Annotated in this window: 31 protein-coding genes and 1 other annotated feature; all 31 genes read left to right on the forward strand. The window is 34.5% G+C overall.

Going from position 1 to position 24,179, the window contains the following annotated elements:
• Positions 1–63: 63 nt before the first annotated feature.
• The 31 genes from rpmG (at position 64) to rplF (ending at position 24,167) form a co-directional block, all read left to right on the forward strand.
• Positions 64–213, forward strand: coding sequence for a 50S ribosomal protein L33 (gene rpmG, locus ACWJKE_RS14305; RefSeq protein WP_125002828.1), 150 nt, complete (start codon positions 64–66; stop codon positions 211–213).
• A gap of 38 nt (positions 214–251) precedes the next feature.
• Positions 252–476: a preprotein translocase subunit SecE gene (secE, locus tag ACWJKE_RS14310; RefSeq protein WP_165414399.1), complete on the forward strand. Its 225-nt coding sequence runs from the start codon at positions 252–254 to the stop codon at positions 474–476.
• Between the two features lie 46 nt (positions 477–522).
• Positions 523–1,044 (forward strand): transcription termination/antitermination protein NusG, encoded by a 522-nt coding sequence (nusG, locus tag ACWJKE_RS14315; protein WP_216302360.1) that lies wholly within the window; start codon positions 523–525, stop codon positions 1,042–1,044.
• 76 nt (positions 1,045–1,120) lie between these two features.
• Positions 1,121–1,546: a 50S ribosomal protein L11 gene (gene rplK / locus ACWJKE_RS14320; RefSeq protein WP_071614644.1), complete on the forward strand. Its 426-nt coding sequence runs from the start codon at positions 1,121–1,123 to the stop codon at positions 1,544–1,546.
• A 58-nt stretch (positions 1,547–1,604) separates the two neighbouring features.
• Positions 1,605–2,294, forward strand: coding sequence for a 50S ribosomal protein L1 (rplA, locus tag ACWJKE_RS14325; protein WP_216302361.1), 690 nt, complete (start codon positions 1,605–1,607; stop codon positions 2,292–2,294).
• Between the two features lie 37 nt (positions 2,295–2,331).
• Positions 2,332–2,468: a sequence feature (ribosomal protein L10 leader region), on the forward strand.
• 34 nt (positions 2,469–2,502) lie between these two features.
• Entirely contained in the window at positions 2,503–3,003 is a 501-nt protein-coding gene (rplJ, locus tag ACWJKE_RS14330; RefSeq protein WP_165414402.1) for a 50S ribosomal protein L10, read from the forward strand.
• Between the two features lie 117 nt (positions 3,004–3,120).
• Positions 3,121–3,480: a 50S ribosomal protein L7/L12 gene (gene rplL, locus ACWJKE_RS14335; RefSeq protein WP_165414403.1), complete on the forward strand. Its 360-nt coding sequence runs from the start codon at positions 3,121–3,123 to the stop codon at positions 3,478–3,480.
• Between the two features lie 258 nt (positions 3,481–3,738).
• Positions 3,739–7,452 carry a DNA-directed RNA polymerase subunit beta gene (gene rpoB / locus ACWJKE_RS14340; protein ID WP_165414404.1) on the forward strand — a complete coding sequence of 1,238 codons (3,714 nt, stop codon included), beginning with the start codon at positions 3,739–3,741 and terminating at the stop codon, positions 7,450–7,452.
• 20 nt (positions 7,453–7,472) lie between these two features.
• Positions 7,473–11,006 carry a DNA-directed RNA polymerase subunit beta' gene (rpoC, locus tag ACWJKE_RS14345; protein ID WP_216302362.1) on the forward strand — a complete coding sequence of 1,178 codons (3,534 nt, stop codon included), beginning with the start codon at positions 7,473–7,475 and terminating at the stop codon, positions 11,004–11,006.
• Between the two features lie 121 nt (positions 11,007–11,127).
• Positions 11,128–11,370 carry a ribosomal L7Ae/L30e/S12e/Gadd45 family protein gene (locus ACWJKE_RS14350; RefSeq protein WP_165414406.1) on the forward strand — a complete coding sequence of 81 codons (243 nt, stop codon included), beginning with the start codon at positions 11,128–11,130 and terminating at the stop codon, positions 11,368–11,370.
• A gap of 117 nt (positions 11,371–11,487) precedes the next feature.
• Entirely contained in the window at positions 11,488–11,868 is a 381-nt protein-coding gene (gene rpsL / locus ACWJKE_RS14355; protein WP_165414407.1) for a 30S ribosomal protein S12, read from the forward strand.
• Between the two features lie 143 nt (positions 11,869–12,011).
• Positions 12,012–12,482 (forward strand): 30S ribosomal protein S7, encoded by a 471-nt coding sequence (rpsG, locus tag ACWJKE_RS14360; protein ID WP_165414408.1) that lies wholly within the window; start codon positions 12,012–12,014, stop codon positions 12,480–12,482.
• Between the two features lie 74 nt (positions 12,483–12,556).
• Positions 12,557–14,620, forward strand: coding sequence for an elongation factor G (fusA, locus tag ACWJKE_RS14365; protein ID WP_216302363.1), 2,064 nt, complete (start codon positions 12,557–12,559; stop codon positions 14,618–14,620).
• Positions 14,621–14,665: 45 nt separating this feature from the next.
• The gene (gene tuf, locus ACWJKE_RS14370) at positions 14,666–15,859 is read left to right on the forward strand and encodes an elongation factor Tu (RefSeq protein WP_216302359.1); all 1,194 of its coding nucleotides are present in this window, start codon (positions 14,666–14,668) and stop codon (positions 15,857–15,859) included.
• Positions 15,860–16,268: 409 nt separating this feature from the next.
• Positions 16,269–16,577: a 30S ribosomal protein S10 gene (gene rpsJ / locus ACWJKE_RS14375; RefSeq protein ID WP_071614633.1), complete on the forward strand. Its 309-nt coding sequence runs from the start codon at positions 16,269–16,271 to the stop codon at positions 16,575–16,577.
• A 119-nt stretch (positions 16,578–16,696) separates the two neighbouring features.
• Positions 16,697–17,326 (forward strand): 50S ribosomal protein L3, encoded by a 630-nt coding sequence (gene rplC, locus ACWJKE_RS14380; protein WP_165414236.1) that lies wholly within the window; start codon positions 16,697–16,699, stop codon positions 17,324–17,326.
• A 23-nt stretch (positions 17,327–17,349) separates the two neighbouring features.
• Positions 17,350–17,970, forward strand: coding sequence for a 50S ribosomal protein L4 (rplD, locus tag ACWJKE_RS14385; protein ID WP_216302364.1), 621 nt, complete (start codon positions 17,350–17,352; stop codon positions 17,968–17,970).
• Entirely contained in the window at positions 17,970–18,263 is a 294-nt protein-coding gene (gene rplW, locus ACWJKE_RS14390; RefSeq protein WP_165414238.1) for a 50S ribosomal protein L23, read from the forward strand. The genes rplD and rplW overlap by 1 nt, the downstream gene beginning before the upstream one ends.
• A gap of 56 nt (positions 18,264–18,319) precedes the next feature.
• Positions 18,320–19,153: a 50S ribosomal protein L2 gene (rplB, locus tag ACWJKE_RS14395; RefSeq protein ID WP_165414239.1), complete on the forward strand. Its 834-nt coding sequence runs from the start codon at positions 18,320–18,322 to the stop codon at positions 19,151–19,153.
• A gap of 63 nt (positions 19,154–19,216) precedes the next feature.
• A complete protein-coding gene (gene rpsS, locus ACWJKE_RS14400; protein ID WP_165414240.1) occupies positions 19,217–19,498 on the forward strand; it encodes a 30S ribosomal protein S19 in 282 nt (93 codons plus the stop codon).
• Positions 19,499–19,518: 20 nt separating this feature from the next.
• The gene (gene rplV, locus ACWJKE_RS14405; RefSeq protein WP_165414241.1) at positions 19,519–19,854 is read left to right on the forward strand and encodes a 50S ribosomal protein L22; all 336 of its coding nucleotides are present in this window, start codon (positions 19,519–19,521) and stop codon (positions 19,852–19,854) included.
• A 16-nt stretch (positions 19,855–19,870) separates the two neighbouring features.
• On the forward strand, positions 19,871–20,536 hold the full coding sequence (rpsC, locus tag ACWJKE_RS14410; RefSeq protein ID WP_216302365.1) for a 30S ribosomal protein S3: 666 nt from the start codon (positions 19,871–19,873) through the stop codon (positions 20,534–20,536).
• Positions 20,537–20,561: 25 nt separating this feature from the next.
• A complete protein-coding gene (rplP, locus tag ACWJKE_RS14415; RefSeq protein ID WP_165414243.1) occupies positions 20,562–21,005 on the forward strand; it encodes a 50S ribosomal protein L16 in 444 nt (147 codons plus the stop codon).
• A complete protein-coding gene (gene rpmC, locus ACWJKE_RS14420) occupies positions 20,995–21,207 on the forward strand; it encodes a 50S ribosomal protein L29 (protein WP_165414244.1) in 213 nt (70 codons plus the stop codon). The genes rplP and rpmC overlap by 11 nt, the downstream gene beginning before the upstream one ends.
• Positions 21,208–21,228: 21 nt before the next feature.
• Positions 21,229–21,483, forward strand: coding sequence for a 30S ribosomal protein S17 (gene rpsQ, locus ACWJKE_RS14425; RefSeq protein WP_165414245.1), 255 nt, complete (start codon positions 21,229–21,231; stop codon positions 21,481–21,483).
• A gap of 36 nt (positions 21,484–21,519) precedes the next feature.
• Complete coding sequence (gene rplN / locus ACWJKE_RS14430; RefSeq protein WP_165414246.1) at positions 21,520–21,888, forward strand: 50S ribosomal protein L14; 369 nt, start codon at positions 21,520–21,522, stop codon at positions 21,886–21,888.
• Between the two features lie 17 nt (positions 21,889–21,905).
• Complete coding sequence (gene rplX / locus ACWJKE_RS14435) at positions 21,906–22,229, forward strand: 50S ribosomal protein L24 (RefSeq protein WP_216302366.1); 324 nt, start codon at positions 21,906–21,908, stop codon at positions 22,227–22,229.
• 22 nt (positions 22,230–22,251) lie between these two features.
• On the forward strand, positions 22,252–22,794 hold the full coding sequence (gene rplE, locus ACWJKE_RS14440; protein ID WP_165414247.1) for a 50S ribosomal protein L5: 543 nt from the start codon (positions 22,252–22,254) through the stop codon (positions 22,792–22,794).
• Between the two features lie 15 nt (positions 22,795–22,809).
• Positions 22,810–22,995: a type Z 30S ribosomal protein S14 gene (locus ACWJKE_RS14445; protein ID WP_165414248.1), complete on the forward strand. Its 186-nt coding sequence runs from the start codon at positions 22,810–22,812 to the stop codon at positions 22,993–22,995.
• Between the two features lie 32 nt (positions 22,996–23,027).
• Positions 23,028–23,426, forward strand: coding sequence for a 30S ribosomal protein S8 (rpsH, locus tag ACWJKE_RS14450; protein WP_165414249.1), 399 nt, complete (start codon positions 23,028–23,030; stop codon positions 23,424–23,426).
• Positions 23,427–23,627: 201 nt separating this feature from the next.
• Positions 23,628–24,167 (forward strand): 50S ribosomal protein L6, encoded by a 540-nt coding sequence (rplF, locus tag ACWJKE_RS14455; protein WP_216302367.1) that lies wholly within the window; start codon positions 23,628–23,630, stop codon positions 24,165–24,167.
• The last annotated feature ends 12 nt before the right edge of the window (positions 24,168–24,179 follow it).

Here is a 24,179-nt window from a genome sequence, read left to right on the forward strand (position 1 = left end):
ATAGCTTAGCGCTTAATAAGTATGAGCTTTCTTAAATAGATGGAAAACCGGGAGGTGTAGATTGTGAGAGTAAAAGTAACTTTAGCTTGTACTGATTGCAAACAGAGAAATTACAATACAATGAAAAACAAAAAAAATAACCCAGACAGAATAGAAATGAAGAAATACTGTAAGTTCTGCCACAAACATACACTTCATAAAGAAACAAAATAATACAGCATTAAACACAAAACAGTAGGGATGTGAATAAAATGGCTGTTACTGGGAATGTTAAAGTAAAGGAAAAATCAAACCAAAAAGGTATAGTGAAGTTTTTCAATGAACTTAAGGCAGAGGCGAAAAGAATAACTTGGCCTTCAAAACAAGATGTTAAAAAGGCAACTTTTGCAGTGACAAGTTTTTGTTTTATTTTTGTGATTTTAATAGGTTTGTTGGATTATGGTTTTAAGAACCTCTATAAACTAATCTTTAAATAAGGTAAAGGAAGGAGGTAGGGGGACGGAATACTCCACCCCTTGAGCTATGGCAGATAAAGCTAAATGGTATGTTGTACATACATATTCTGGTTATGAAAATAAAGTTAAAGTCAACCTAGAAAAAGCGATCGAAAATAGAAATCTTGAAGAATATGTACATGATATTCAAGTACCTATGGAAGAAGTAGTTGAAGTAAAGGATGGAAAAAAGAAAATAACTTTAAAAAAGGTGTTTCCAGGTTATGTTATGGTTAAAATGCTTATGACAGATGAATCTTGGTATATAGTTAGAAATACCAGAGGTGTAACTGGGTTCGTAGGGCCGGGTTCTAAACCGGTAGCTCTTACTGAAGATGAAGTTAGAACTATGGGTATAGCAGAAAAAACTATAGTTGTTGACTACGAAATAGGTGAGAATATTCAGGTGACATTTGGACCATTAGAAGGATTTGTTGCTTTAATACAAGAAATTCATTTGGAAAAGCAAAAAATTAAAGCACTTATAAATATGTTTGGCAGGGAAACTCCTGTTGAACTAGAATTCAATCAAATACAAAAACTAGACTAGATACTTAATAAAACGAAAGTTTTAGTAAGTGGGAGGATTTTTAATCCGTTTACCACAATATAGGAGGTATAAATTCATGGCTAAGAAAATAACAGGGATGATAAAACTTCAACTTCCTGCAGGAAAAGCTACCCCAGCACCACCAGTTGGACCAGCACTTGGACAACACGGAGTTAATATCATGGGATTCTGTAAAGAATTCAACGCGAAAACTTCGGATCAAGCAGGTATGATAATACCAGTAGTAATAACAGTATATCAAGATAGATCTTTTAGTTTCATACTGAAAACTCCACCAGCAGCAATATTGTTAAAGAAAGCAGTTGGATTAGAAAGCGGTTCTGGTGTTCCAAACAAAACCAAAATTGCTACAGTTTCTAAAGCTAAAGTAAGAGAAATAGCAGAACTTAAGATGCCAGATTTAAATGCAGCATCAATTGAATCTGCAATGAGTATGATAGCTGGAACAGCAAGAAGTATGGGAATAGTTGTAGAAGAATAATTTTAAATTAATTACGTGGGAGGTAAAAACCGTTATTACCACGAAGGAGGATACTATTATGGGAAAAAATTACATAGAAAGCGCTAAGCTTATAGATAAAAATGCTCTATATACACCAACAGAAGCTATGGAACTTGTGGTGAAAACATCTAAAGCTAAGTTCGATGAAACTATAGAACTCGCTGTAAGCCTTGGTGTTGATCCAAGACATGCAGACCAACAAGTTAGAGGTGCAGTAGTACTTCCTCATGGAACAGGTAAAACAGTTAAAGTTTTAGTTTTTGCTAAAGGCGAGAAAGCTAAAGAAGCGGAACTTGCAGGAGCAGACTTCGTTGGAACTGATGAATTAGTTGAAAAAATACAAAAAGAAAATTGGTTTGAATTTGATATAGTTGTTGCTACTCCAGATATGATGGGTGTTGTTGGTAAATTAGGTAGAGTACTTGGACCTAAGGGATTAATGCCAAATCCAAAGTCAGGAACAGTTACATTTGATGTTGCTAGAGCAATAAATGAAATAAAAGCTGGTAAAGTTGAGTATAGAGTTGATAAAACTTCTATAATTCATGTACCGCTTGGTAAAAAATCTTTTGGTGCTGACAAATTAGTTGCAAACTTTCATGCTTTAATGGAAGCAGTAGTTAAAGCTAAACCATCAGCAGCTAAAGGACAATACTTAAAATCAGTATCAGTTTCAAGCACTATGGGACCTGGAATAAAAGTCAATCAAGCTAAAGTATTAGACTAGTATTGACAAATAGGGTTAAACATGATACAATTTCCAGAGTGAAATAAATGATATTCCGTAGATAGTAGGTGCGAAAGCGTAAAAGACAACATGCCTACCGAGGATTCCTATAAGTATACTTGTATACATATATTAGGTCTCTTCGTGTCTACGGAGAGATTTTAATTTTTTATAAAGCAGTTAAAAACTGTTAGGAGGTGGATATATAGTGTTAAGCAATAATAGACAAGTAAAAGAAGCAAAAGTAGCAGAAATAAAAGAAAAATTAGCAAAAGCTCAAGGTGTAGTATTTAGTCAATATCAAGGTCTAAATGTAGAAGAAGATACGCAACTAAGAAAAAACCTTAGAGAAGTTGGGGTAGAATATAAAGTTTATAAAAACACTTTAGTTATTCTAGCGGCTAGGGAATTAGGAATTGAAGGTATAGAAACTCACCTACAAGGATCTATTTCAATGGCATTTGGATATGAAGATGCAACTGTTGCAGCTAGAGTTTTAAATGAATTTGCAAAAACTCATAAAAAATTAGAGCTTAAAGCAGGCATAATTCAAGGTAAAATATTCGATGGTGCCGAGGTTAATGCTCTTGCATCAATACCACCAAGAAATGTTCTTATTGCAAAATTACTTGGAAGCTTCAAAGCTCCATTATCAAATCTTGCATACCTATTGAATTCAGTTAAAGAGCAAAAGGAATCAGCTCAATAATATTTCAAATATTAAGCTGAACTACATAGCGATTTTTAATTGATTCAAATCATGCCTTTTTTAAAAGGTAAGTACAAAACAATATTTATATGAAAAAAATTCGGAGGTGCATTTATAATGACAAGAGAAGAAATTATTCAAGCTATAAAAGATATGAGTGTTTTAGAATTAAATGAATTAGTAAAAGAGTGTGAAACAGAATTTGGAGTGAGTGCTTCTGCACCAGTTGCAGTTGCAGGAGTTGCTACAGCAGCTGTTGAAGAAAAAACTGAATTTGACGTAATTTTAACTAGTGCAGGCGCTAGCAAAATTAAAGTTATTAAAGTTGTTAGAGAAATAACTGGATTAGGATTAAAAGAAGCTAAAGATATAGTTGATGGAGCACCTAAGGCAATTAAAGAAGCTATAAGCAAAGAAGATGCAGAAGCATTAAAAGCTAAAATAGAAGAAGTTGGCGGCGCAGCAGAAATAAAATAATTTTATCATAAACAGGGTACTTTTAGATAAGAGTGCCCTTTTTTAAAATGTTATGTTGACATAGAATTATACTTATGATAATATAGCGTAATGCATTAAAACTAGTAGTTTAACGTTAAAAAAGAAATTACTGGTTAATGTGAATTGAATTAACAAAAATGGTTATAATAACATAATAAATATGTGAATCCAAAAGCATAAGGTCCTAGGGGAAAGTGTGTTTTTGGTTATTTTAGTTTATACAAGGGGTGAAAGCTGATGGTACATCCTGTCCAATTAGGTAAAAGAACAAGAATGAGTTTTTCAAAAATAGGTGAAGTAACTGATATGCCAAATTTAATTGAGATACAGTTAGACTCTTATAATTGGTTTTTAAAAGAAGGACTTCAAGAGGTTTTTGACGATATAAATCCTATTCAAGACTATACTGGGAATCTTGTTCTAGAGTTTGTAGGATACAAACTTGATACAGATAACATTAAGTATACTGAAGAACAATGTAAGGAAAGAGATACAACTTACGCAGCACCGTTAAAAGTTAAGGTTAGATTGCGTAATAATGAAACAGGTGAAATTAAGGAACAAGAAGTCTTTATGGGAGACTTCCCACTGATGACACCACAAGGAACATTTGTTATAAATGGAGCAGAAAGAGTTATAGTAAGTCAATTGGTTAGATCACCAGGGGTTTATTACAATTATTCTGTTGATAAAACTGGAAAAAAACTTTACTCTGCAACGGTAATCCCAAACAGAGGAGCATGGCTCGAGTATGAAACAGATTCTAATGAAATTGTATATATTAGAATTGACAAGACAAGAAAACTGCCTATAAGTATTTTGGCCAGAGCTATGATGGATAATGGTAGCGATTTAGACTTACATCAATTATTAGGTGAAGAAGAAAGACTAAAAGCTACAATAGAAAAAGATAATACTAAAACAAGAGAAGAAGCTTTGATAGAAATATATAAGAGATTAAGGCCAGGCGAACCACCTACAGTGGATAGTGCGGTATCTCTTATTGATTCACTATTCTTTGATGCTAAGAGATATGATTTATCAAGAGTTGGTAGATATAAATTTAATAAGAAGTTATCAATTAATCACAGAATTGCAAACAAAATTGCTGCTGAAAATATTGTTAACCCTACAACTGGCGAAGTTATAGTTGAAAAAGGTCAAAAGATAGATAGAGAAGTTGCTCTAGAAATTCAAAACTTAGGAATTAATGTAGTAGATCTTCAAGTAGAGGATAAGGTGTTAAGAGTTATAGGAAATCACTTTGTTAACATTAATAAAGTAGTTAACTTTGATATTTCTGATCTTAATATTAGGGAAATGGTCCATTATCCAACATTAAAAGAGATATTGGATAATTTTAGTGATGAAGAATCAATTAAAGAACAAATAAAAGCTAATAAAACTAGATTAATACCTAAACATATAATTAAAGATGATATGTATGCTACAGTGAGCTACGAGTTAGGACTAACTTACGATATCGGTTATATTGATGATATTGATCATTTAGGAAACAGAAGAATTAGATCTGTAGGTGAACTTTTACAAAATCAATTTAGAATTGGTTTATCTAGAATGGAAAGAGTTGTCAAAGAAAGAATGACAATCCAAGACCAAGAAGGAATAACGCCTCAGGCGCTTATAAACATAAGGCCTGTAGCCGCAGCTATAAAGGAATTCTTTGGAAGTTCACAACTTTCTCAGTTTATGGACCAAACAAATCCATTATCAGAACTTACAAATAAAAGAAGATTATCTGCACTAGGACCAGGCGGTCTCTCTAGGGAGAGAGCTGGGTTTGAGGTTAGAGATGTTCATTACTCGCATTATGGCAGAATGTGCCCTATAGAAACTCCAGAAGGACCCAATATAGGACTTATTAATTCACTTGCGAGTTACGCTAAAGTTAATGAATATGGGTTTATTGAAACACCATATAGGATTGTAGATAAGAAAACATCAGTAGTTACAAACGAAATTGTGTATATGACTGCGGATGAAGAAGATGCATATCTAGTAGCACAGGCAAGTGAACCAATTAGCGAAGATGGTACTTTTGTAGATGAAAAAGTAACTGTAAGAGCTAAAGAAGAAGTAATGGTTGTTCCAAAAGAAGAAGTAGATCTTATGGATATATCGCCAAGACAGATAGTTTCTGTTGCTACAGCAATGATTCCATTCCTTGAAAATGATGATGCTAGTCGTGCGCTAATGGGTTCCAACATGCAACGTCAAGCAGTACCACTACTTAAATCACAATCGCCAATTGTAGCTACTGGAATAGAATATAGAGCTGCAGTAGATTCTGGTGTACTTCCGAAAGCTAAAAACGCCGGCACAGTTGAGTATGTAAGTGCTAACGAAATTAAGGTAAGAAGAGATTCAGATAGTGGATTAGATGTTTATAAAATTCTAAAGTTTAAAAGATCTAATCAGGGTACGTGTATAAATCAAAAACCTATAGTTAATAAAGGCGAAAAAGTTGAAGTAAATACTGTTTTAGCAGATGGACCTTCAACTGACCTTGGAGAAATAGCATTAGGTAAGAACATCCGTATTGGGTTTGTAACTTGGGAAGGTTATAACTATGAGGATGCGATGTTAATATCTGAAGAACTTGTTCGTGATGATATATTTACATCGGTGCACATTGAAGAATATGAATCAGATGCAAGAGATACAAAGCTTGGACCAGAAGAAATAACTAGGGATATTCCTAATGTTGGCGAAGATGCACTTAAAGATATAGATGAGGGCGGAATAATAAGAATAGGTGCTGAGATAAGATCTGGAGATATTCTAGTTGGAAAAGTAACTCCAAAGGGAGAAACAGAACTTACCGCAGAGGAAAGATTATTAAGGGCAATATTTGGAGAAAAGGCAAGAGAAGTAAGAGATACATCACTTAGAGTGCCACATGGCGAAGCTGGAATAATAGTTGACGTTAAAGTGTTCACTAGAGAAAATGGTGATGAACTTCCACCAGGTGTAAATGAACTAGTTAGATGTTATATAGCTCAAAAGAGAAAGATATCTGTAGGCGATAAGATGGCAGGAAGACATGGTAATAAAGGGGTTATATCTAGAGTATTACCAGTAGAAGATATGCCGTTTTTACCTGATGGAAGGCCACTTCAAATATGCTTAAATCCACTAGGTGTTCCTTCTCGTATGAATATAGGCCAGGTATTAGAGGTCCACTTAGGATGGGCAGCTAGTGAATTAGGTTGGCATATTGCAACGCCAGTATTTGATGGTGCGCTTGAAGAAGAAATTGAAGCGTGCTTGGAAAAAGCAGGATATAATACAGATGGAAAAACTGATTTATATGATGGAAGAACAGGAGAAGCATTTGACAACAGAGTTACTGTTGGATATATGTATATCTTAAAGTTACATCATTTAGTAGATGACAAAATACATGCTAGATCTACAGGTCCATATTCTCTCGTAACTCAGCAACCATTAGGTGGTAAAGCACAGTTTGGTGGCCAAAGGTTTGGAGAAATGGAAGTTTGGGCATTAGAAGCTTATGGTTCAGCTCATACATTACAAGAGATTTTAACAGTTAAATCCGATGACGTTGTAGGAAGAGTTAAAACATATGAAGCAATAGTAAAAGGCGAGAATATTCCAGAACCTGGTGTGCCTGAATCCTTTAAAGTTCTTATAAAGGAATTACAAGCGTTGTGTTTAAATGTTAAAGTTCTTACTGATGAATTAGAAGAAATTAAACTGAAGGAATCAGTTGATGATGAAATGGAAGAATTAAATTTAAATGTTAACATAGAAGGATCAGAAGATATAATTCCTGAAGCACCAACGGAAGAGTACATTGAGCTTATCGATGAAGATGAAGAACTGGACATTGATATAAATTATGATGAAATACCGGCAGAAGAATTTGGTGAAGACTTAGAATTAAATGATTTTAATGATGAACATTAATATGAAGGGAGGATGAACCCTTGTTTGAATTTAATAATTTTGATGCTATTCAAATAGGATTAGCATCACCGGAACAGATCAGAGAATGGTCAAAAGGTGAAGTAAAAAAACCAGAGACTATAAACTATAGAACTTTAAAACCTGAAAGAGATGGGTTGTTTTGTGAAAGAATATTTGGACCAATTAAAGATTGGGAATGTCACTGTGGAAAATACAAGAGAGTAAGATATAAGGGAATAGTTTGTGATAGATGTGGTGTTGAAGTTACAAAATCTAAAGTAAGACGTGAAAGAATGGGGCATATCGAACTTGCTGCCCCAGTATCTCACATTTGGTATTTTAAAGGAATACCATCTCGTATGGGACTTATTTTAGATATGTCACCTAGATCTCTAGAAAAGATTCTTTATTTTGCTTCTTATGTAGTATTAGATCCAAAAGAAACATCACTACTTAAAAAACAAATCCTTAGTGAAAAAGAGTATAGAGAAGCTATTGATAAATTTGGAAATGATAGTTTTGTAGCTGGTATGGGTGCAGAATCTGTGAAAGTACTTTTACAAGATATAAACTTAGAAGAATTATCTAAGGAATTAAAAGAAGACCTAAAAACGAGTACAGGACAAAAAAGAATCAGAAGTATAAGAAGACTAGATGTGTCAGAATCATTTAGAAAATCTAAAAACAAACCTGAATGGATCATAATCGATGTAATACCAGTTATACCTCCTGATTTAAGACCGATGGTACAATTAGACGGAGGAAGATTTGCTACATCTGATTTAAATGATTTGTATAGAAGGGTAATAAACCGTAACAATAGGCTAAAAAAACTTCTAGATTTAGGTGCTCCAGATATAATTGTTAGAAATGAAAAAAGAATGCTCCAAGAAGCTGTAGATGCATTAATTGATAATGGAAGAAGAGGAAGGCCAGTTACGGGACCAGGGAACAGACCTTTAAAATCTCTATCTGACATGTTAAAAGGAAAGCAAGGAAGATTCAGGCAAAATTTACTTGGAAAACGTGTTGATTACTCAGGCCGTTCAGTTATAGTTGTTGGACCAGAGTTACAAATGTATCAATGTGGTCTTCCAAAAGAGATGGCTTTAGAATTATTTAAGCCTTTTGTTATGAAAAAGCTAGTTGGAAGTGGAGTAGCGCATAATATTAAGAGTGCTAAGAGAATGGTAGAGAGAGTTATGCCTCAAGTATGGGATGTACTTGAAGAAGTAATAGCTGATCACCCAGTACTATTAAATCGTGCACCTACACTTCATAGACTAGGAATTCAAGCTTTCCAACCTATACTTGTAGAAGGTAGGGCTATTAAACTACATCCGCTTGTATGTACGGCTTATAATGCTGACTTTGATGGAGATCAAATGGCGGTACATGTACCTCTATCTGTTGAAGCTCAAGCTGAAGCAAGGTTCTTAATGCTTGCTGCACATAACATTATGAAACCATCAGATGGTAAACCGGTTTGTGTACCTACTCAAGATATGGTTTTAGGAGCTTACTATTTAACTATTGATAAAGATGGTGCTAAAGGTGAGGGAAGATCATTCTCATCGCCAGATGAAGTAATAATGGCTTATCAAGTAAAGGATATTGATATTCATGCTAAAATTAAAGTTAAGTTATTTGGCACCGTTGATGGTGTAAGTATAACTTCAATTATAGAAACTACACCTGGGAAACTAATTTTCAATGAAACTATACCTCAAGATTTAGGGTTTATTGATAGAAGCATTCCTGGAAATGAATTGAAATTTGAGATAGACTTCTTGGTAAGTAAAAAGAATCTTGGTAGTATTATTGATAAATGCTACTTAAAATATGGGCCTTCAGAAACTTCTAAGATGCTAGACAAAATAAAGGCTAAGGGATATCATTACTCAACAATTGGAGCAATTACGGTTGCTACATCTGACATGGTGGTTCCAGAGGCTAAAAAAGCATTGTTAAAAGATGCGGATGAAACTGTTGAAAAAATTGAGAAGATGTATCGAAGAGGATTTATATCCGAGGAAGAAAGATACCAAAGAGTAATAGAAAAATGGACTAAAACTACAGAAGATGTGGCAAATGCACTAATGGATAGTTTGGATAAATTCAATCCGATATTCATGATGGCAGATTCAGGTGCCAGAGGGTCTAAGAGTCAGATCAAACAATTAGCAGGTATGAGAGGCCTTATGGCTAATCCATCTGGTAAGATAATTGAGTTACCTATTAGAGCATCCTTTAGAGATGGACTAAGTGTATTAGAGTACTTTATTTCAACACATGGAGCTAGAAAAGGTAACGCAGATACAGCACTTAAAACAGCTGACTCAGGTTATTTAACAAGAAGGCTTGTTGATGTATGCCAGGATGTTATCGTAAGACACGAAGATTGTGGAACGGATGAAGGTTTTGAAGTTTCAGAAATTCGTGATGGAAGTGAAGTAATTGAACAGTTAGTTGAAAGATTGACTGGAAGATATTCCGCTGAAGATATTATTCATCCAAAAACAGGCAAAGTAATAGTTCCTAAGAATGAGTATATGGATATTAAGTTAGCAGAAGAAGTTCAAAAGTCTGGTGTAAAAAAAGTTATGATTAGATCGGTATTTACATGTAAGGCTAAAATTGGAGTTTGTTCTAAATGTTATGGAATGAATATGGCAACGTCTCAAAAGATTAACATTGGCGAAGCCGTAGGCATAATTGCAGCTCAATCTATAGGAGAACCGGGTACACAACTTACAATGAGAACATTCCATACAGGTGGAGTAGCAGGATCAGATATAACCCAAGGTCTTCCAAGAGTTGAGGAATTATTTGAAGCTAGAAAACCAAAGGGACTCGCAATAGTAAGTGATGTATGCGGTAGCGTTAAAATGGAAGATACTAAGAAAAAGAGAGTTGTCATTGTAATTGGTGATGCAGGGGAAGAACTAAGTTATGATATACCTTTTGGATCAAGATTAAAAGTTGCAAATGGTGATAGAATTGAGGCCGGAGATGAGATAATTGAAGGTTCAGTTAATCCGCACGATATTTTAAGAATAAAAGGCGTTAACGGAGTTAAAAATTATTTATCGTCAGAGGTACAGAAAGTTTATAGACTTCAAGGTGTTGATATAAATGATAAACATTTAGAGGTTGTTGTGAGACAGATGACAAGAAAAGTAAAGGTTGAGGAATCTGGAGATACTGAACTACTTCCAGGGAACTTAGTAGATATATTTGCTTTTGAAGATGCTAATGCAAAAATTGAAGCTGAAGGTGGCGTACCTGCTCAGGGGAAAATTTCTCTATTAGGTATAACTAAAGCGGCACTTGCAACGGAATCATTCTTGTCAGCAGCATCATTCCAGGAGACAACAAGAGTACTTACTGATGCGGCTATTAAGGGTAAAATTGATCCATTGCTTGGATTAAAAGAAAATGTAATAATTGGTAAACTGATACCTGCGGGTACTGGAATGACAAGATATAGAACAATAAAAATCAATACTGAAGATGATGAAAAGGTAGAAATTGAAAATGATTTGGAAGTATAGGTTGTAACTAGTTGACAGGGTGATAGTAAAATGATAAAATACACCTTGTGTGTGATTTAAATCGAGTAGATGCATCTTAATTAGGTAAATCTTTTGATTATAATTGTGAAGGGGGTTAGAAATGGTAGGTAAAATTGTAGGTCAGAAAGTCGTTGGAGTTAAACAAACCCTAAAAGCGTTAAAGAATAGTCGGGGTAAAGTTTTGTATATAGCCAAAGATGCTGATAGTAGTATTACTGATCCTATTCTAAAACTAGCCAAGGTTAATTCCCTACAAATAATATTTGTAGACACAATGAAAGAATTAGGAAATCTTTGTGATATAGATGTTGCATCAGCAACAGCATTGCGTTTCGAAGATTAAATTAATGCTAGCAACTAAATAATATAGATATATCCATGCGGTAACATTGCCATTTAGTTATGTTACGCTGCATTGATATAAATGAAGAACAGCTTACAAAAATGAGGGGGTGAAATCATGCCAACTATCAATCAATTAGTAAGAAAAGGCAGAAAGACATTAGCAACAAAATCAGCTGCACCAGCATTGAAGAACTGTCCGCAAAAAAGAGGAGTTTGTACAGTAGTTAAAACAACAACTCCTAAAAAGCCAAACTCAGCATTAAGAAAAGTAGCAAGAGTTAGACTTACAAACGGATACGAAGTTACTGCTTATATACCAGGTGTAGGCCACAATTTACAAGAACATAGTGTTGTACTTATAAGAGGTGGAAAAGTTAAGGATTTACCAGGAGTTAGATACCACGTCATCAGAGGGACATTAGACTCTGCTGGAGTTGCGGGCAGACTACAAAGTAGATCTAAATACGGTACTAAGAGACCAAAGCAAAAAAAATAATGCTTTGAATTAAGGTGCAATGTCTTCAGCATTTATATATATGAAAATTTATATTTACATACATTTGCAGGAGTACAGAGTACTTTGCGGTAGAGATATCGAGTACCTATGAGTTAATTAAAATTGTTAAGGAGGGAAGTAAAGTGCCGAGAAAAGGATATATTGCAAAAAGAGATGTATTACCAGATCCTATGTACAACAGCAAAGTCGTTACAAAGTTAATAAACAATGTAATGGAGGATGGTAAAAGAGGAGTAGCACAAAAAATATGCTATGAGGCTTTTGACATAATCAAAGAAAAAACAGGCAAAGAACCTTTAGAGGTTTTTGAAGAAGCATTAAATAATGTTATGCCATTACTTGAAGTAAAAGCTAGAAGAATAGGTGGAGCTAATTATCAAGTGCCTATCGAGGTTAGACCTGAGAGAAGACAGACATTAGGACTAAGATGGTTGCTTATTGCTGCAGATAATAGAGGAGAGAAGTATGCAAGAGAAAAACTTGCTAACGAATTACTCGAAGCTGCAAACAATACTGGAGCAGCAGTAAAGAAGAGAGAAGATATTCATAAAATGGCTGAAGCTAACAAGGCTTTTGCTCATTACAGGTATTAATATTAAAACTGTTTTGGCTTTGCCAAGACAGTTTTGTCAAATTTAAAATCACTCGTTGACAGGAGGCGCAAATAGTGGGTAGAGAATATTCTTTAGAAAAATTCCGTAATATAGGTATTATGGCTCATATTGATGCTGGTAAAACAACAACAACTGAGCGTATATTATTCTATACAGGAAAAACACACAAGATTGGTGAGGTTCATGATGGTGGAGCTACTATGGACTGGATGGTACAAGAACAGGAAAGAGGTATAACAATAACTTCTGCGGCTACAACTTGTTTCTGGAAGGGTTATAACATAAATATCATTGATACACCAGGGCACGTAGATTTCACAGTTGAAGTTGAAAGATCTTTAAGAGTACTTGATGGTGCAGTTTCTGTATTCTGTGCAAAAGGCGGAGTAGAACCACAATCAGAAACAGTATGGAGACAAGCGACTAAATATAAGGTACCAAGAATGGCATATGTTAACAAAATGGATATAATGGGTGCAGACTTCTATCACGTTGTAGACATGATGAGAGAAAGACTTCATGCTAATGCAGTTCCAATACAGCTTCCAATAGGTAAAGAAGAAGGATTCCTAGGTATTATAGATTTAGTTAGAAATGTTGCAGAAGTCTATAGAGATGATTTAGGAACACAAATAGAAGAAATAGAAATTCCAGAAGATATGAAAGAGTTAGCAGAAGAATACAGATCGGCTATGGTTGAAGCAATAGCTGAACTAGATGAAGAGCTTATGATGAAATATCTTGATGGTGAAGAAATAAGTGAAGAAGAATTAAAAGCAGCATTACGAAAAGGTGTAATTAAGAATGAAATAGTACCTGTAATTTGTGGTTCTTCATATAAAAATAAAGGCGTTCAAATGATGATAGATGCTGTTATAGAATACATGCCGTCACCACTTGATATACCAGCTACCAAAGGACAAGATGTTGATACTGGTGAAGAAATGGAAAGACACCCAAGTGATGATGAGCCAATGGCAGCATTAGCGTTTAAAATAGCTACAGATCCCTTTGTTGGCAGACTTGCGTTTACAAGAGTTTACTCAGGCGTAATGAAAACTGGTACATATGTATTAAATGCTAACAAAGGTAAAAAAGAAAGAGTTGGTAGACTAGTTAAAATGCATGCTAATCACAGAGAAGAAGTTGAAGAATTACGTTCAGGAGAATTAGGTGCAGTAATTGGACTTAAAAACACAACTACTGGAGAAACTTTATGTGATGAAGATCATCCAATATTGTTTGAAACCATGGACTTCCCAGATCCAGTTATCCATGTAGCTATTGAGCCAAAAACAAAAGCTGGTCAGGAAAGAATGGGTATGTCTCTTGCAAAGCTTTCTGAAGAAGATCCTACTTTTCAAACTTATACTGATCAAGAAACAGGTCAAACAATAATTGGTGGTATGGGCGAGCTTCATCTAGAAATTATTGTTGATAGACTTCAAAGAGAATTTAAGGTTGAATGTAATGTAGGAAAACCACAAGTAGCTTATAAAGAAACAATACGAAAAGCAGTTAAAGCAGAAGGTAAATACATTAAACAATCAGGTGGACGTGGACAATACGGTCACTGTTGGATAGAGTTAATACCAACTACTGAACCTTACTCATTTGAAAATTGTACGGTTGGTGGATCTATTCCAAGAGAATTTATATCTCCAATTGAGAACGGAATTAAAGAAGCATCAAAGAATGGTATTCTTGGTGGATACCCAGTTCTTAACTTTAAAGTTAAAGTAGTTGATGGATCATACCATGATGTTGACTCAAACGAAATGGCATTTAAGGTTGCTGGTTCAATGGCATTCAAGAACGGTATGGCAAAAGCAGATCCAGTTTTGCTTGAACCAATAATGAAGGTCGAAGTAACAGTGCCAGAAGAGTACATGGGAGACGTTATGGGAGACATTAATTCAAGAAGAGGTAGAATAGAAGGAATGGAAGCTCAATCAGGCGCTCAAGTAATTAGAGCAATGGTTGCATTATCAGAAATGTTTGGATATGCTACGACGCTTAGATCAAGAACTCAGGGTAGAGGAGTATACAGTATGGAATTTGCTGCATACGAACCAGTTCCAAAGGGTATTCAAGAACAAGTTATAGGAAGTAAATAACAAGCAAAATATAAGATAATATGCAAATATAAGGAGGAATACAAAATGGCAAAGGCAAAGTTTGAAAGAAGCAAACCACACGTAAACATTGGAACAATAGGGCACGTAGATCACGGCAAGACAACATTAACAGCTGCAATAACAGCAGTACTCGCAACTAAAGGTTTAGCAGAAGTATCTAGGTTTGACCAAATTGACAAAGCACCTGAGGAAAGAGAAAGAGGAATTACAATAAATACATCACATGTTGAGTATGAAACAGATAATAGACATTATGCACATGTTGATTGCCCAGGACATGCAGATTATGTAAAGAACATGATCACAGGCGCAGCACAAATGGATGGAGCAATTCTAGTTGTTAGTGCAGCAGATGGCCCAATGCCTCAAACAAGAGAGCATATACTATTAGCAAGCAGAGTTGGAGTAGGATATATAGTAGTATTCTTAAACAAAGCAGATATGGTAGATGATCCAGAATTATTAGAACTTGTTGAAATGGAAGTAAGAGAATTATTAAGTGAGTATGACTTCCCTGGTGACGACATTCCAGTAGTAACAGGATCAGCATTAAAAGCATTAGAAAACCCAACTGATGAAGAAGCATCAAAATGCATAGCTGAATTAATGGAAGCAGTAGATAGCTACATTCCAACACCAACAAGAGCAACAGATAAAGCATTCTTAATGCCAGTAGAAGATGTATTCACAATCACAGGTAGAGGAACAGTTGCTACAGGAAGAGTTGAAGCTGGGATACTTAAGGTTGGAGAAGAAGTAGAAATCGTAGGACTTAGCGAAGATAAAAGAAAAGTTGTATGTACAGGAGTTGAAATGTTCAGAAAACTTTTAGATCAAGCAATGGCCGGAGACAACATCGGAGCATTACTAAGAGGAGTACAAAGAACAGATATTCAAAGAGGTCAAGTACTTTCTAAGCCAGGTTCAATACATCCACATGATAAATTTGTAGGTCAAGTATATGTACTTAAAAAAGAAGAAGGCGGAAGACATACTCCATTCTTCGACGGATATAGACCACAATTTTATTTCAGAACAACTGATGTAACTGGATCAATAAAATTACCAGACGGAATGGAAATGGTAATGCCAGGAGATCACATAGACATGAATGTTGAACTAATCACTCAAGTAGCAATGGATGAGGGATTAAGATTCGCAATCAGAGAAGGTGGAAGAACAGTAGGTTCAGGAGTTGTTACTTCAATAGTTAAATAATAATTTACAATGTATTTATAACCATCAATTGATGAATTTCAATAATAATAAAAGCTTTTATTATTAAGGAGAAGAGGACGCTCTTCTCCTTTTAAATACAATAAAACTTTTGTATAAATATAAGCAGGAACCACAAATATAAAAATTATGAAATAATAGTGAAAAAATACTTGTCAAAGCAAAAGAAGTGTTGTATACTTTAGAAGTTGTATTGTGGTAACAGTGATGAGGTAAGAGGTTGCCGGACTTCCGGGTAATTCTTCACCGAGCATGTCCTGATCTTGAATCGGACGACGGGGTTCCTACGATTGTTTCATGCATTTATTACATGAAACACCCGGAGCAGTTTACAGAACATCCGCTGTTGCACGTAAGAAGTAGAGCGTGCGATGAAAAGGAGGAAATAATAATGATAAAACAAAAAATCAGAATTAGATTAAAGGCTTTTGATCACAACATATTAGATCAATCAGCTGAGAAAATTGTTCAAACAGCTAAAAGTACAGGAGCTAAAGTAGCTGGTCCAGTACCGCTACCTACAGAAAAAGATGTAATTACAGTGTTGAGAGCTCCACACAAGTATAAAGATTCAAGAGAACAATTTGAAATAAGAACTCATAAGAGACTAATAGATATAATTAGTCCATCACCTAAAACTGTTGATGCCTTAATGAGATTAGACTTACCAGCTGGTGTTGATATCGAAATAAAACTATAAGCGTACATATAAGTGCGATTAAGCGTATAAGTATAATTACTGTACGTAAGCATTAAATTAATATTACTAACTGTTATGATCACTAATGTGGTCCGCTAATAAGTAGGAGGTGTATTTTCATGAAAAAAGCAATAATGGGTAAAAAACTTGGTATGACTCAAATATTTGATGAAAATAAAAGAGTTGTTCCAGTAACAGTTGTTGAAGCAGGTCCATGTGTTGTTATTCAAAAGAAAACTATCGAAAATGATGGTTACAATGCAATTAAAGTTGGATTTGGTGACATAAGAGAAAAGTTAGTTAACAAACCAATGCAAGGACAATTTGCTAAAGCAGGAACATCTTTAAAAAGATTCGTAAAAGAATTTAGAATGGAAGATATAAGTGCTTATGAAGTAGGTCAAGAATTTAAGGCAGATATATTTGCTGCTGGAGATAAAATTGACGTATCAGGAATATCTAAGGGAAAAGGATTCCAAGGTTGTATTAAAAGATGGAATCAGCATACAGGACCAATGAGTCATGGATCTAAATTCCATAGAGCAGTTGGATCAATGGGAGCATCTTCCGATCCATCAAAAACGTTTAAAAACAAACGTATGCCAGGTCATATGGGTAATGTTAGTAGAACAGTAATAAACCTTGAAATAGTTAAAGTAATGCCTGAAAAGAACATTATATTAGTTAAAGGTGGTATACCGGGACCTAACAAAGGCACAGTTGTAATAAGAAATGCTGTTAAAGCGTAACTTTAAAGAAAGGAGGATGCAGAATGCTTACATTAGATTTATTTAGTAAAGAAGGACAAAAGGTTGGAGATATTCAACTAAATGAAAATATATTTGGAGTTGAAGTCAACACAGATGCTATGCATCAAGTTGTAGTAGCACAACTTGCAAATAAAAGACAAGGAACTCAATCAGCTAAAACTAGAGCTGAGGTTCGAGGCGGTGGTATAAAGCCTTGGAGACAAAAAGGAACTGGTAGAGCAAGACAAGGTTCTATAAGAGCACCACAATGGATACATGGTGGTATAGTATTTGCTCCAAAGCCAAGAGATTACCGTATGTCTGTACCGAAGACAATGAGAAGAGTTGCTTTCAAATCAGCTTTATCAGCTAAGGTAGCTTCAAATGAAATGATAGTTATAGATAGTTTAGAATTTGACTCACCAAAAACTAAAGCAATGTTAGAGGTTTTAAAAGCTTTTGATGCTAAAAAAACTTTAATAGTTGTTGAAAAGTCAGAAGAAAATATCTATAAATCAGCAAGAAACATACCTGGAGTACAAGTATCACCAGTAAATAATTTGAATGTTTATGACATACTAAAGTATGAAAAATTCATAGTTACAAAGGATGCTGTATCTAAAATTGAGGAGGTGTATATATAATGAAGCTAACTAGCCATGATATTATAAGAAAACCGATAATTACTGAAAAAAGTATGGCTGTAATGGCGGAAAAAAAATACACCTTTATAGTTGATATTCATGCAAATAAAACTCAAGTTAAAAAAGCAGTAGAAGAAGTATTTGGAGTTAAAGTTGAAAATGTAAGAACACTAAGAAATATAGGTAAAACTAAAAGAGTTGGGGTTCACATTGGAAAAAGAGCTGACTTCAAAAAAGCTATTGTTACTTTAACAACAGAAAGCAAGACAATTGAGTTTTTTGATGGAATGTAATTATTAAGCAGGTATTGGCAGAGGCCAGATAAGCGAGAAAGAAGGAGGAAAGTCACATGGGAATTAAGAAATTTAGACCGACCACACCTTCAAGAAGAAATATGACTATGGCTGATTTCGCAGAAATAACAACAGATAAGCCATTAAAATCACTTCTTGTAAGCACAAAAAGATCAGGTGGTAGAAATAATCAAGGTAAAATAACTGTTCGTCACCGAGGTGGTGGAGCAAAACAAAGTTACAGACTAATAGATTTCAAGAGAACTAAAGATAATATTCCAGCAAAAGTTTCTACAATTGAGTACGATCCAAATAGATCTGCTTACATAGCTCTTGTTGCATATTCTGATGGTGAAAAAAGATACATAATTGCTCCAGTTGGATTAAAAGTTGGAGATGTAATTGTATCCGGTGCTGATTCTGATATAAAAGTTGGGAATACTCTTCCAATAATTAATATACCAACAGGTTCTACGATTCATAATATAGAACTACAGGTTGGAAAAGGTGCTCAACTTGTAAGATCAGCAGGTTCTTCAGCGCAACTTATGGCTAAAGAAGGAGAATATGCTCAAGTAAGACTTCCAAGTGGTGAAGTAAGATATGTTAGAGTAAATTGTAGAGCTACTATAGGAACGGTTTCTAATGTAACTCATGGTATTGTTAACATAGGTAAAGCAGGAAGAAAAAGACACTTAGGGTTTAGACCTACAGTCAGAGGTTCAGTAATGAATCCTTGCGATCATCCACATGGTGGTGGAGAAGGTAAATCTCCTATAGGTCACGCTAGTCCGATGACTCCATGGGGTAAACCGGCACTAGGATATAAAACTAGGAAAACCAAAAAATACTCTGACAAATTTATTGTCAAGGGAAAAAATAGAAAATAGTTTGAAGAGAATTTAAATTCTTTTTAAAACAATGGTTACGGTGTATGAAGGGAGGCCACAAAAATGAGTAGATCAGTTAAAAAAGGACCTTATGTACAAGAAGTTTTGTTAAACAGAATTAACGAAATGAATAAAAATGGCGAGAAAAAAGTAATAAAGACTTGGTCAAGAAGTTCTACTATTTTCCCGCAAATGATAGGGCATACTATCGCAGTACATGATGGAAGAAAACATGTACCAGTTTATGTTTTAGAAGATATGGTAGGACATAAATTAGGCGAATTTGCTTTAACTAGAACATTTAAAGGACACATTGTTAGAGAAAAAACAAGCAGAGTAAAATAGTGTGGAAGGAGGAGACAATCATGGAGGCTAAAGCTATAGCTAAATATGTGAGAACGTCCTCAATGAAAATCGGGATTGTTCTTGATTTAATAAGAGATAAAAATGTAAATGAAGCTTTTGCTATATTACAATACACTCCAAAAAATGCAGCTGAAGTAGTAACTAAAGTACTAAAATCAGCTGTAGCAAATGCAGAGAACAATTTAAATTTAGATATCAATAGACTATACGTTGCTAAGGCTTATGCATGTCAGGGTCCAACACTTAAGAGATTTAGACCGCGTGCACAAGGAAGAGCTTATAGAATAAGAAAAAGATCTAGCCATATAACTATTATAGTTACGGAAAGATCATAAGAAGGAGGGTTTTAGCGTGGGACAAAAAGTACATCCACACGGCTTTAGGGTTGGTGTAATAAAAGACTGGAGTTCTAAATGGTATGCAGATAAAAAGAATTTTGCAGATAATCTTGTTGAAGATTTTAAGATTAGAGAATTCTTAAAAAGTAAACTTTACACAGCTGGAATTTCTAAAATTGAAATTGAAAGAGCTGCTAAAAGAGTTAAAATCAACATACACACTGCTAAACCAGGAATGGTTATTGGTAGAGGTGGCTCTGGAATTGAAGTTATAAAGTTAGACATGAAAAAAATTATAACAGATAAGAATGTTTTAATTAACATAGTAGAAGTAAAACAAGCTGAAAACAACGCTCAATTAATGGCTGAAAATGTTTCTTCGCAATTAGAAAAGAGAATTTCTTTTAGAAGAGCAATGAAACAAACAATTCAAAGAGCTATGAGATCTGGCGTAAAAGGTGTTAAAATTTCATGTGGAGGAAGACTTGGCGGAGCAGAAATAGCTAGGACTGAACACTATCATGAAGGTACAATACCATTACAAACTTTGAGAGCTGATATAGACTATGGATTTGCAGAAGCAGATACAATATATGGTAAAATTGGCGTAAAAGTTTGGGTATATAGAGGCGAAGTTCTTCCTACAAAGAAAATCGTTAAGGAAGAAATAAAAGCGTAGAAGTGTAAGGAAGGAGGAATAAGACATGTTAATGCCTAAGAGATCTAAACATCGTAAGGTTCAACGTGGTAGAATGAGAGGAAAAGCTACAAGAGGAAACTTTATTGCATATGGTGAGTATGCATTACAAGCTATGGAATGTGGCTGGGTTAAAAGTAATCAAATAGAAGCTGCCAGAGTTGCTATCAATAGAGAAGTAAAAAGAGGCGGAAAGGTTTGGATAAAAATCTTCCCTGATAAGCCAGTAACTGAAAAACCGGCTGAAACTCGTATGGGATCTGGTAAAGGATCAGTAGAATATTGGGTAGCAGTTGTTAAACCAGGTAGAGTCTTATTTGAAATTGCAGGAGTAACAGAAGAAGCTGCTAGAGAAGCAATGAGACTTGCTTCACACAAACTTCCAATTAAAACTAAGTTTGTATCTAGAAAAGATTTTGAGGAAATGGGTGGTGAAGTCATTGAAGGCTAATGAATTAAAAGAATTAAGACAAAGTAATCCTCAAGATTTGCTAGTGAAAATGTCTGATCTAAAGGCAGAATTATTTAACCTTAGATTTCAGTTAGCTACAGGGCAACTAGAAAACCCTATGAGAATTAAACAAGTGAAAAAATCTATAGCCCAAATTAAGACCATTCTTAGGCAAGAAGAAATAAAAGCTTTTGAACAGTAAAACTGAAAGGAGGTTGCTCTTGTGGAAAGAAATAATAGAAAAACAAGAACAGGTAAAGTAGTTTCTGATAAAATGGATAAGACAATAGTTGTTGCAATTGAAACAAAAGTTCGTCACCCACTATACGGAAAAATACTTAACACAACAACAAAATTTAAAGCTCATGATGAAAAAAATGAAGCTAAAATCAATGATAAAGTTACAATTATGGAAACTAGACCATTGTCTAAAGATAAAAGATGGAGAATTACTGGAATAGTTGAAAAAGCTAAATAGTATTTCGGTCTAACAACTGAAAGGAGGGTATTTGATATGATACAACAGCAATCGAGATTAAAAGTTGCGGATAATTCTGGTGCAAAGGAAATTATGTGTATTAGAGTATTAGGTGGTTCTAAGAGAAAATGGGGAAACATCAGCGATACAATAGTTGCTAGCGTAAAAAGTGCAACACCAGGTGGAGTTGTTAAAAAAGGTGAAGTAGTTAAGGCAGTTATAGTTAGATCAGTAAAAGGATTAAGAAGAGCGGATGGATCATACGTTAAATTTGATGATAATGCAGCTGTTATCATAAAAGACGACAAAACCCCAAAGGGAACTCGTATATTCGGACCTGTTGCAAGGGAGTTAAGAGATAAAGACTTCAGTAAGATCTTATCATTAGCGCCTGAAGTTCTATAAGATAGGAGGTGTCTAACATGGCAGTTAAAAAAATGCACGTAAGAAAAAAAGATACAGTAATGGTTATATCAGGTAAAGACAAAGGCAAAATAAGCGAAGTCTTAGCTGTATACCCTAAAACTGGTAAAGTTTTAGTGAAAGATGTTAGTGTAATTACAAAACATCAAAAACCAAGCAAACAAAATATGCAAGGTGGAATAACTCACAGAGAAGCAGCTATAAATAGTTCAAAAGTTATGTTATATTGTACAAAATGCAAAAATGTAACAAGAATAAGTAGCAAAATTCTAGAAGATGGAACTAAAGTAAGAGTTTGTAAGAAATGTGTAGAAACATTTTAATTCCTGAAAGGAGGTTTAACATATGAGTTCAAGACTACAAGAAAAATATGATAATGAAGTAGTTCAAGCGCTAATGGAAAAATTCGGTTATAAAAATATAATGGAAGTACCAAAGCTTGAAAAAATTGTTTTAAATATGGGAGTTGGAGAAGCTAAAGACAATTCTAAAGTTTTAGATGCAGCTCTTAGCGATATGCAGATTATAGCGGGTCAAAAACCAATTATAACAAGAGCGAAGAAGTCAATAGCTAACTTCAAGTTAAGAGAAAATACTCCAATAGGTTGTAAAGTTACATTAAGAAAAACTCAAATGTTCGAATTTGCAGATAAATTAATGAACGTTGCATTACCTAGAGTTAGAGATTTTAGAGGAGCTTCTTCTAAAGCATTTGACGGAAGAGGGAATTACGCTATAGGGATTAAAGAACAACTTATATTTCCTGAAATAGATTATGATAAAATTGATAAAATTAGAGGAATGGATATAATATTTGTTACTACAGCAAAGACAGACGAGGAAGCAAGAGAGTTATTAAGATTCCTTGGAATGCCATTTGCTCAATAATAGGGAGGGAAACATATGGCACGTAAGGCTTTAATAGAAAAATGGAAAAAAGAACCTAAATTTACAACTAGAGCTTATACAAGATGTAGACTTTGTGGAAGACCACATTCTGTTTTACAAAAATTTGGTATATGCCGTATCTGTTTTAGAGAGCTTGCACACAAGGGAGAAATTCCTGGTTGCAGAAAAGCAAGTTGGTAATTAGAACATTCTAATGAAAGGAGGCACGAAAAATGGTTATGACTGACCCAATCGCAGATTTGCTAACACGTATAAGAAATGCAAATGTTGTTAGACATGAAATAGTAGAAATACCTTCTTCAACTATAAAGAAGGAAATTGCAAATATATTGCTTCAAGAAGGATATCTTAAAAACATTGAAGAGTATAATGATGGCGTTGTTCCAATGATGAGACTTGCAATGAAGTATGGTCAAAACAAGGAAAGAGTTATCACTGGACTTAAGAGAATATCTAAGCCAGGTTTAAGAGTATATTCTAAAAATGAGGATATTCCAAAGGTACTAAACGGATTAGGAGTTGCTATAATATCAACTTCAAAAGGTCTAGTAGCAGATAGAGATGCTAGAAAATTAGGTTTAGGCGGAGAAGTTATTTGTTACATTTGGTAATATAATAATTTTGATGCATAACAGTATTGAGTTATTATGTACATAGTAATAATAGATAATTCATGGAAAAACAAAATTGTTATGTGCCTAAAGTAAGATAGAGACTAAACAATTAAGAATTGGTTAGTATTTAAAAGGAACATACGAGACGTAGCAATTAATAATTGTTATGTGTCTAAAAAGAATACAGGAGGTGTAAGTATGTCGAGAATCGGAAGACTTCCAGTAGCTATACCTAATGGAGTGACTGTTGCAGTTTCACCAATGAATGTTGTAAATGTAAAAGGACCAAAAGGTGAGTTAACTCAAAGCATGAGTACTAAAATGAATATAGCTATGGAAGATAATACTGTAGTAGTTACAAGACCAAGCGATGTAAAAGAACATAGAGCTCTTCATGGATTAACAAGATCATTGATAAACAATATGGTTATTGGAGTAACAGAGGGATACCAAAAAACGCTTGAGTTAGTTGGTGTTGGTTATAGAGCTCAGTTAAAAGGCACTAAAATAACATTAAGTCTTGGATATTCACATCCAGTTGAAATAGATGCAGTTGCAGGAATCCAATTTGAATTACCTGATGCTAACAAAATTATAGTAAAAGGTACTGATAAACAATTAGTTGGAGCTGTTGCAGCAACAATAAGAGCTTGGAGAAAACCAGAACCTTACAAAGGAAAAGGAATTAGATATGCTGGCGAAGTTGTCAGACGTAAGGAAGGTAAAACAGGTAAATAAAGTAGGAAGGAG

It is taken from the genome of Clostridium sp. CM036 (assembly GCF_055081135.1).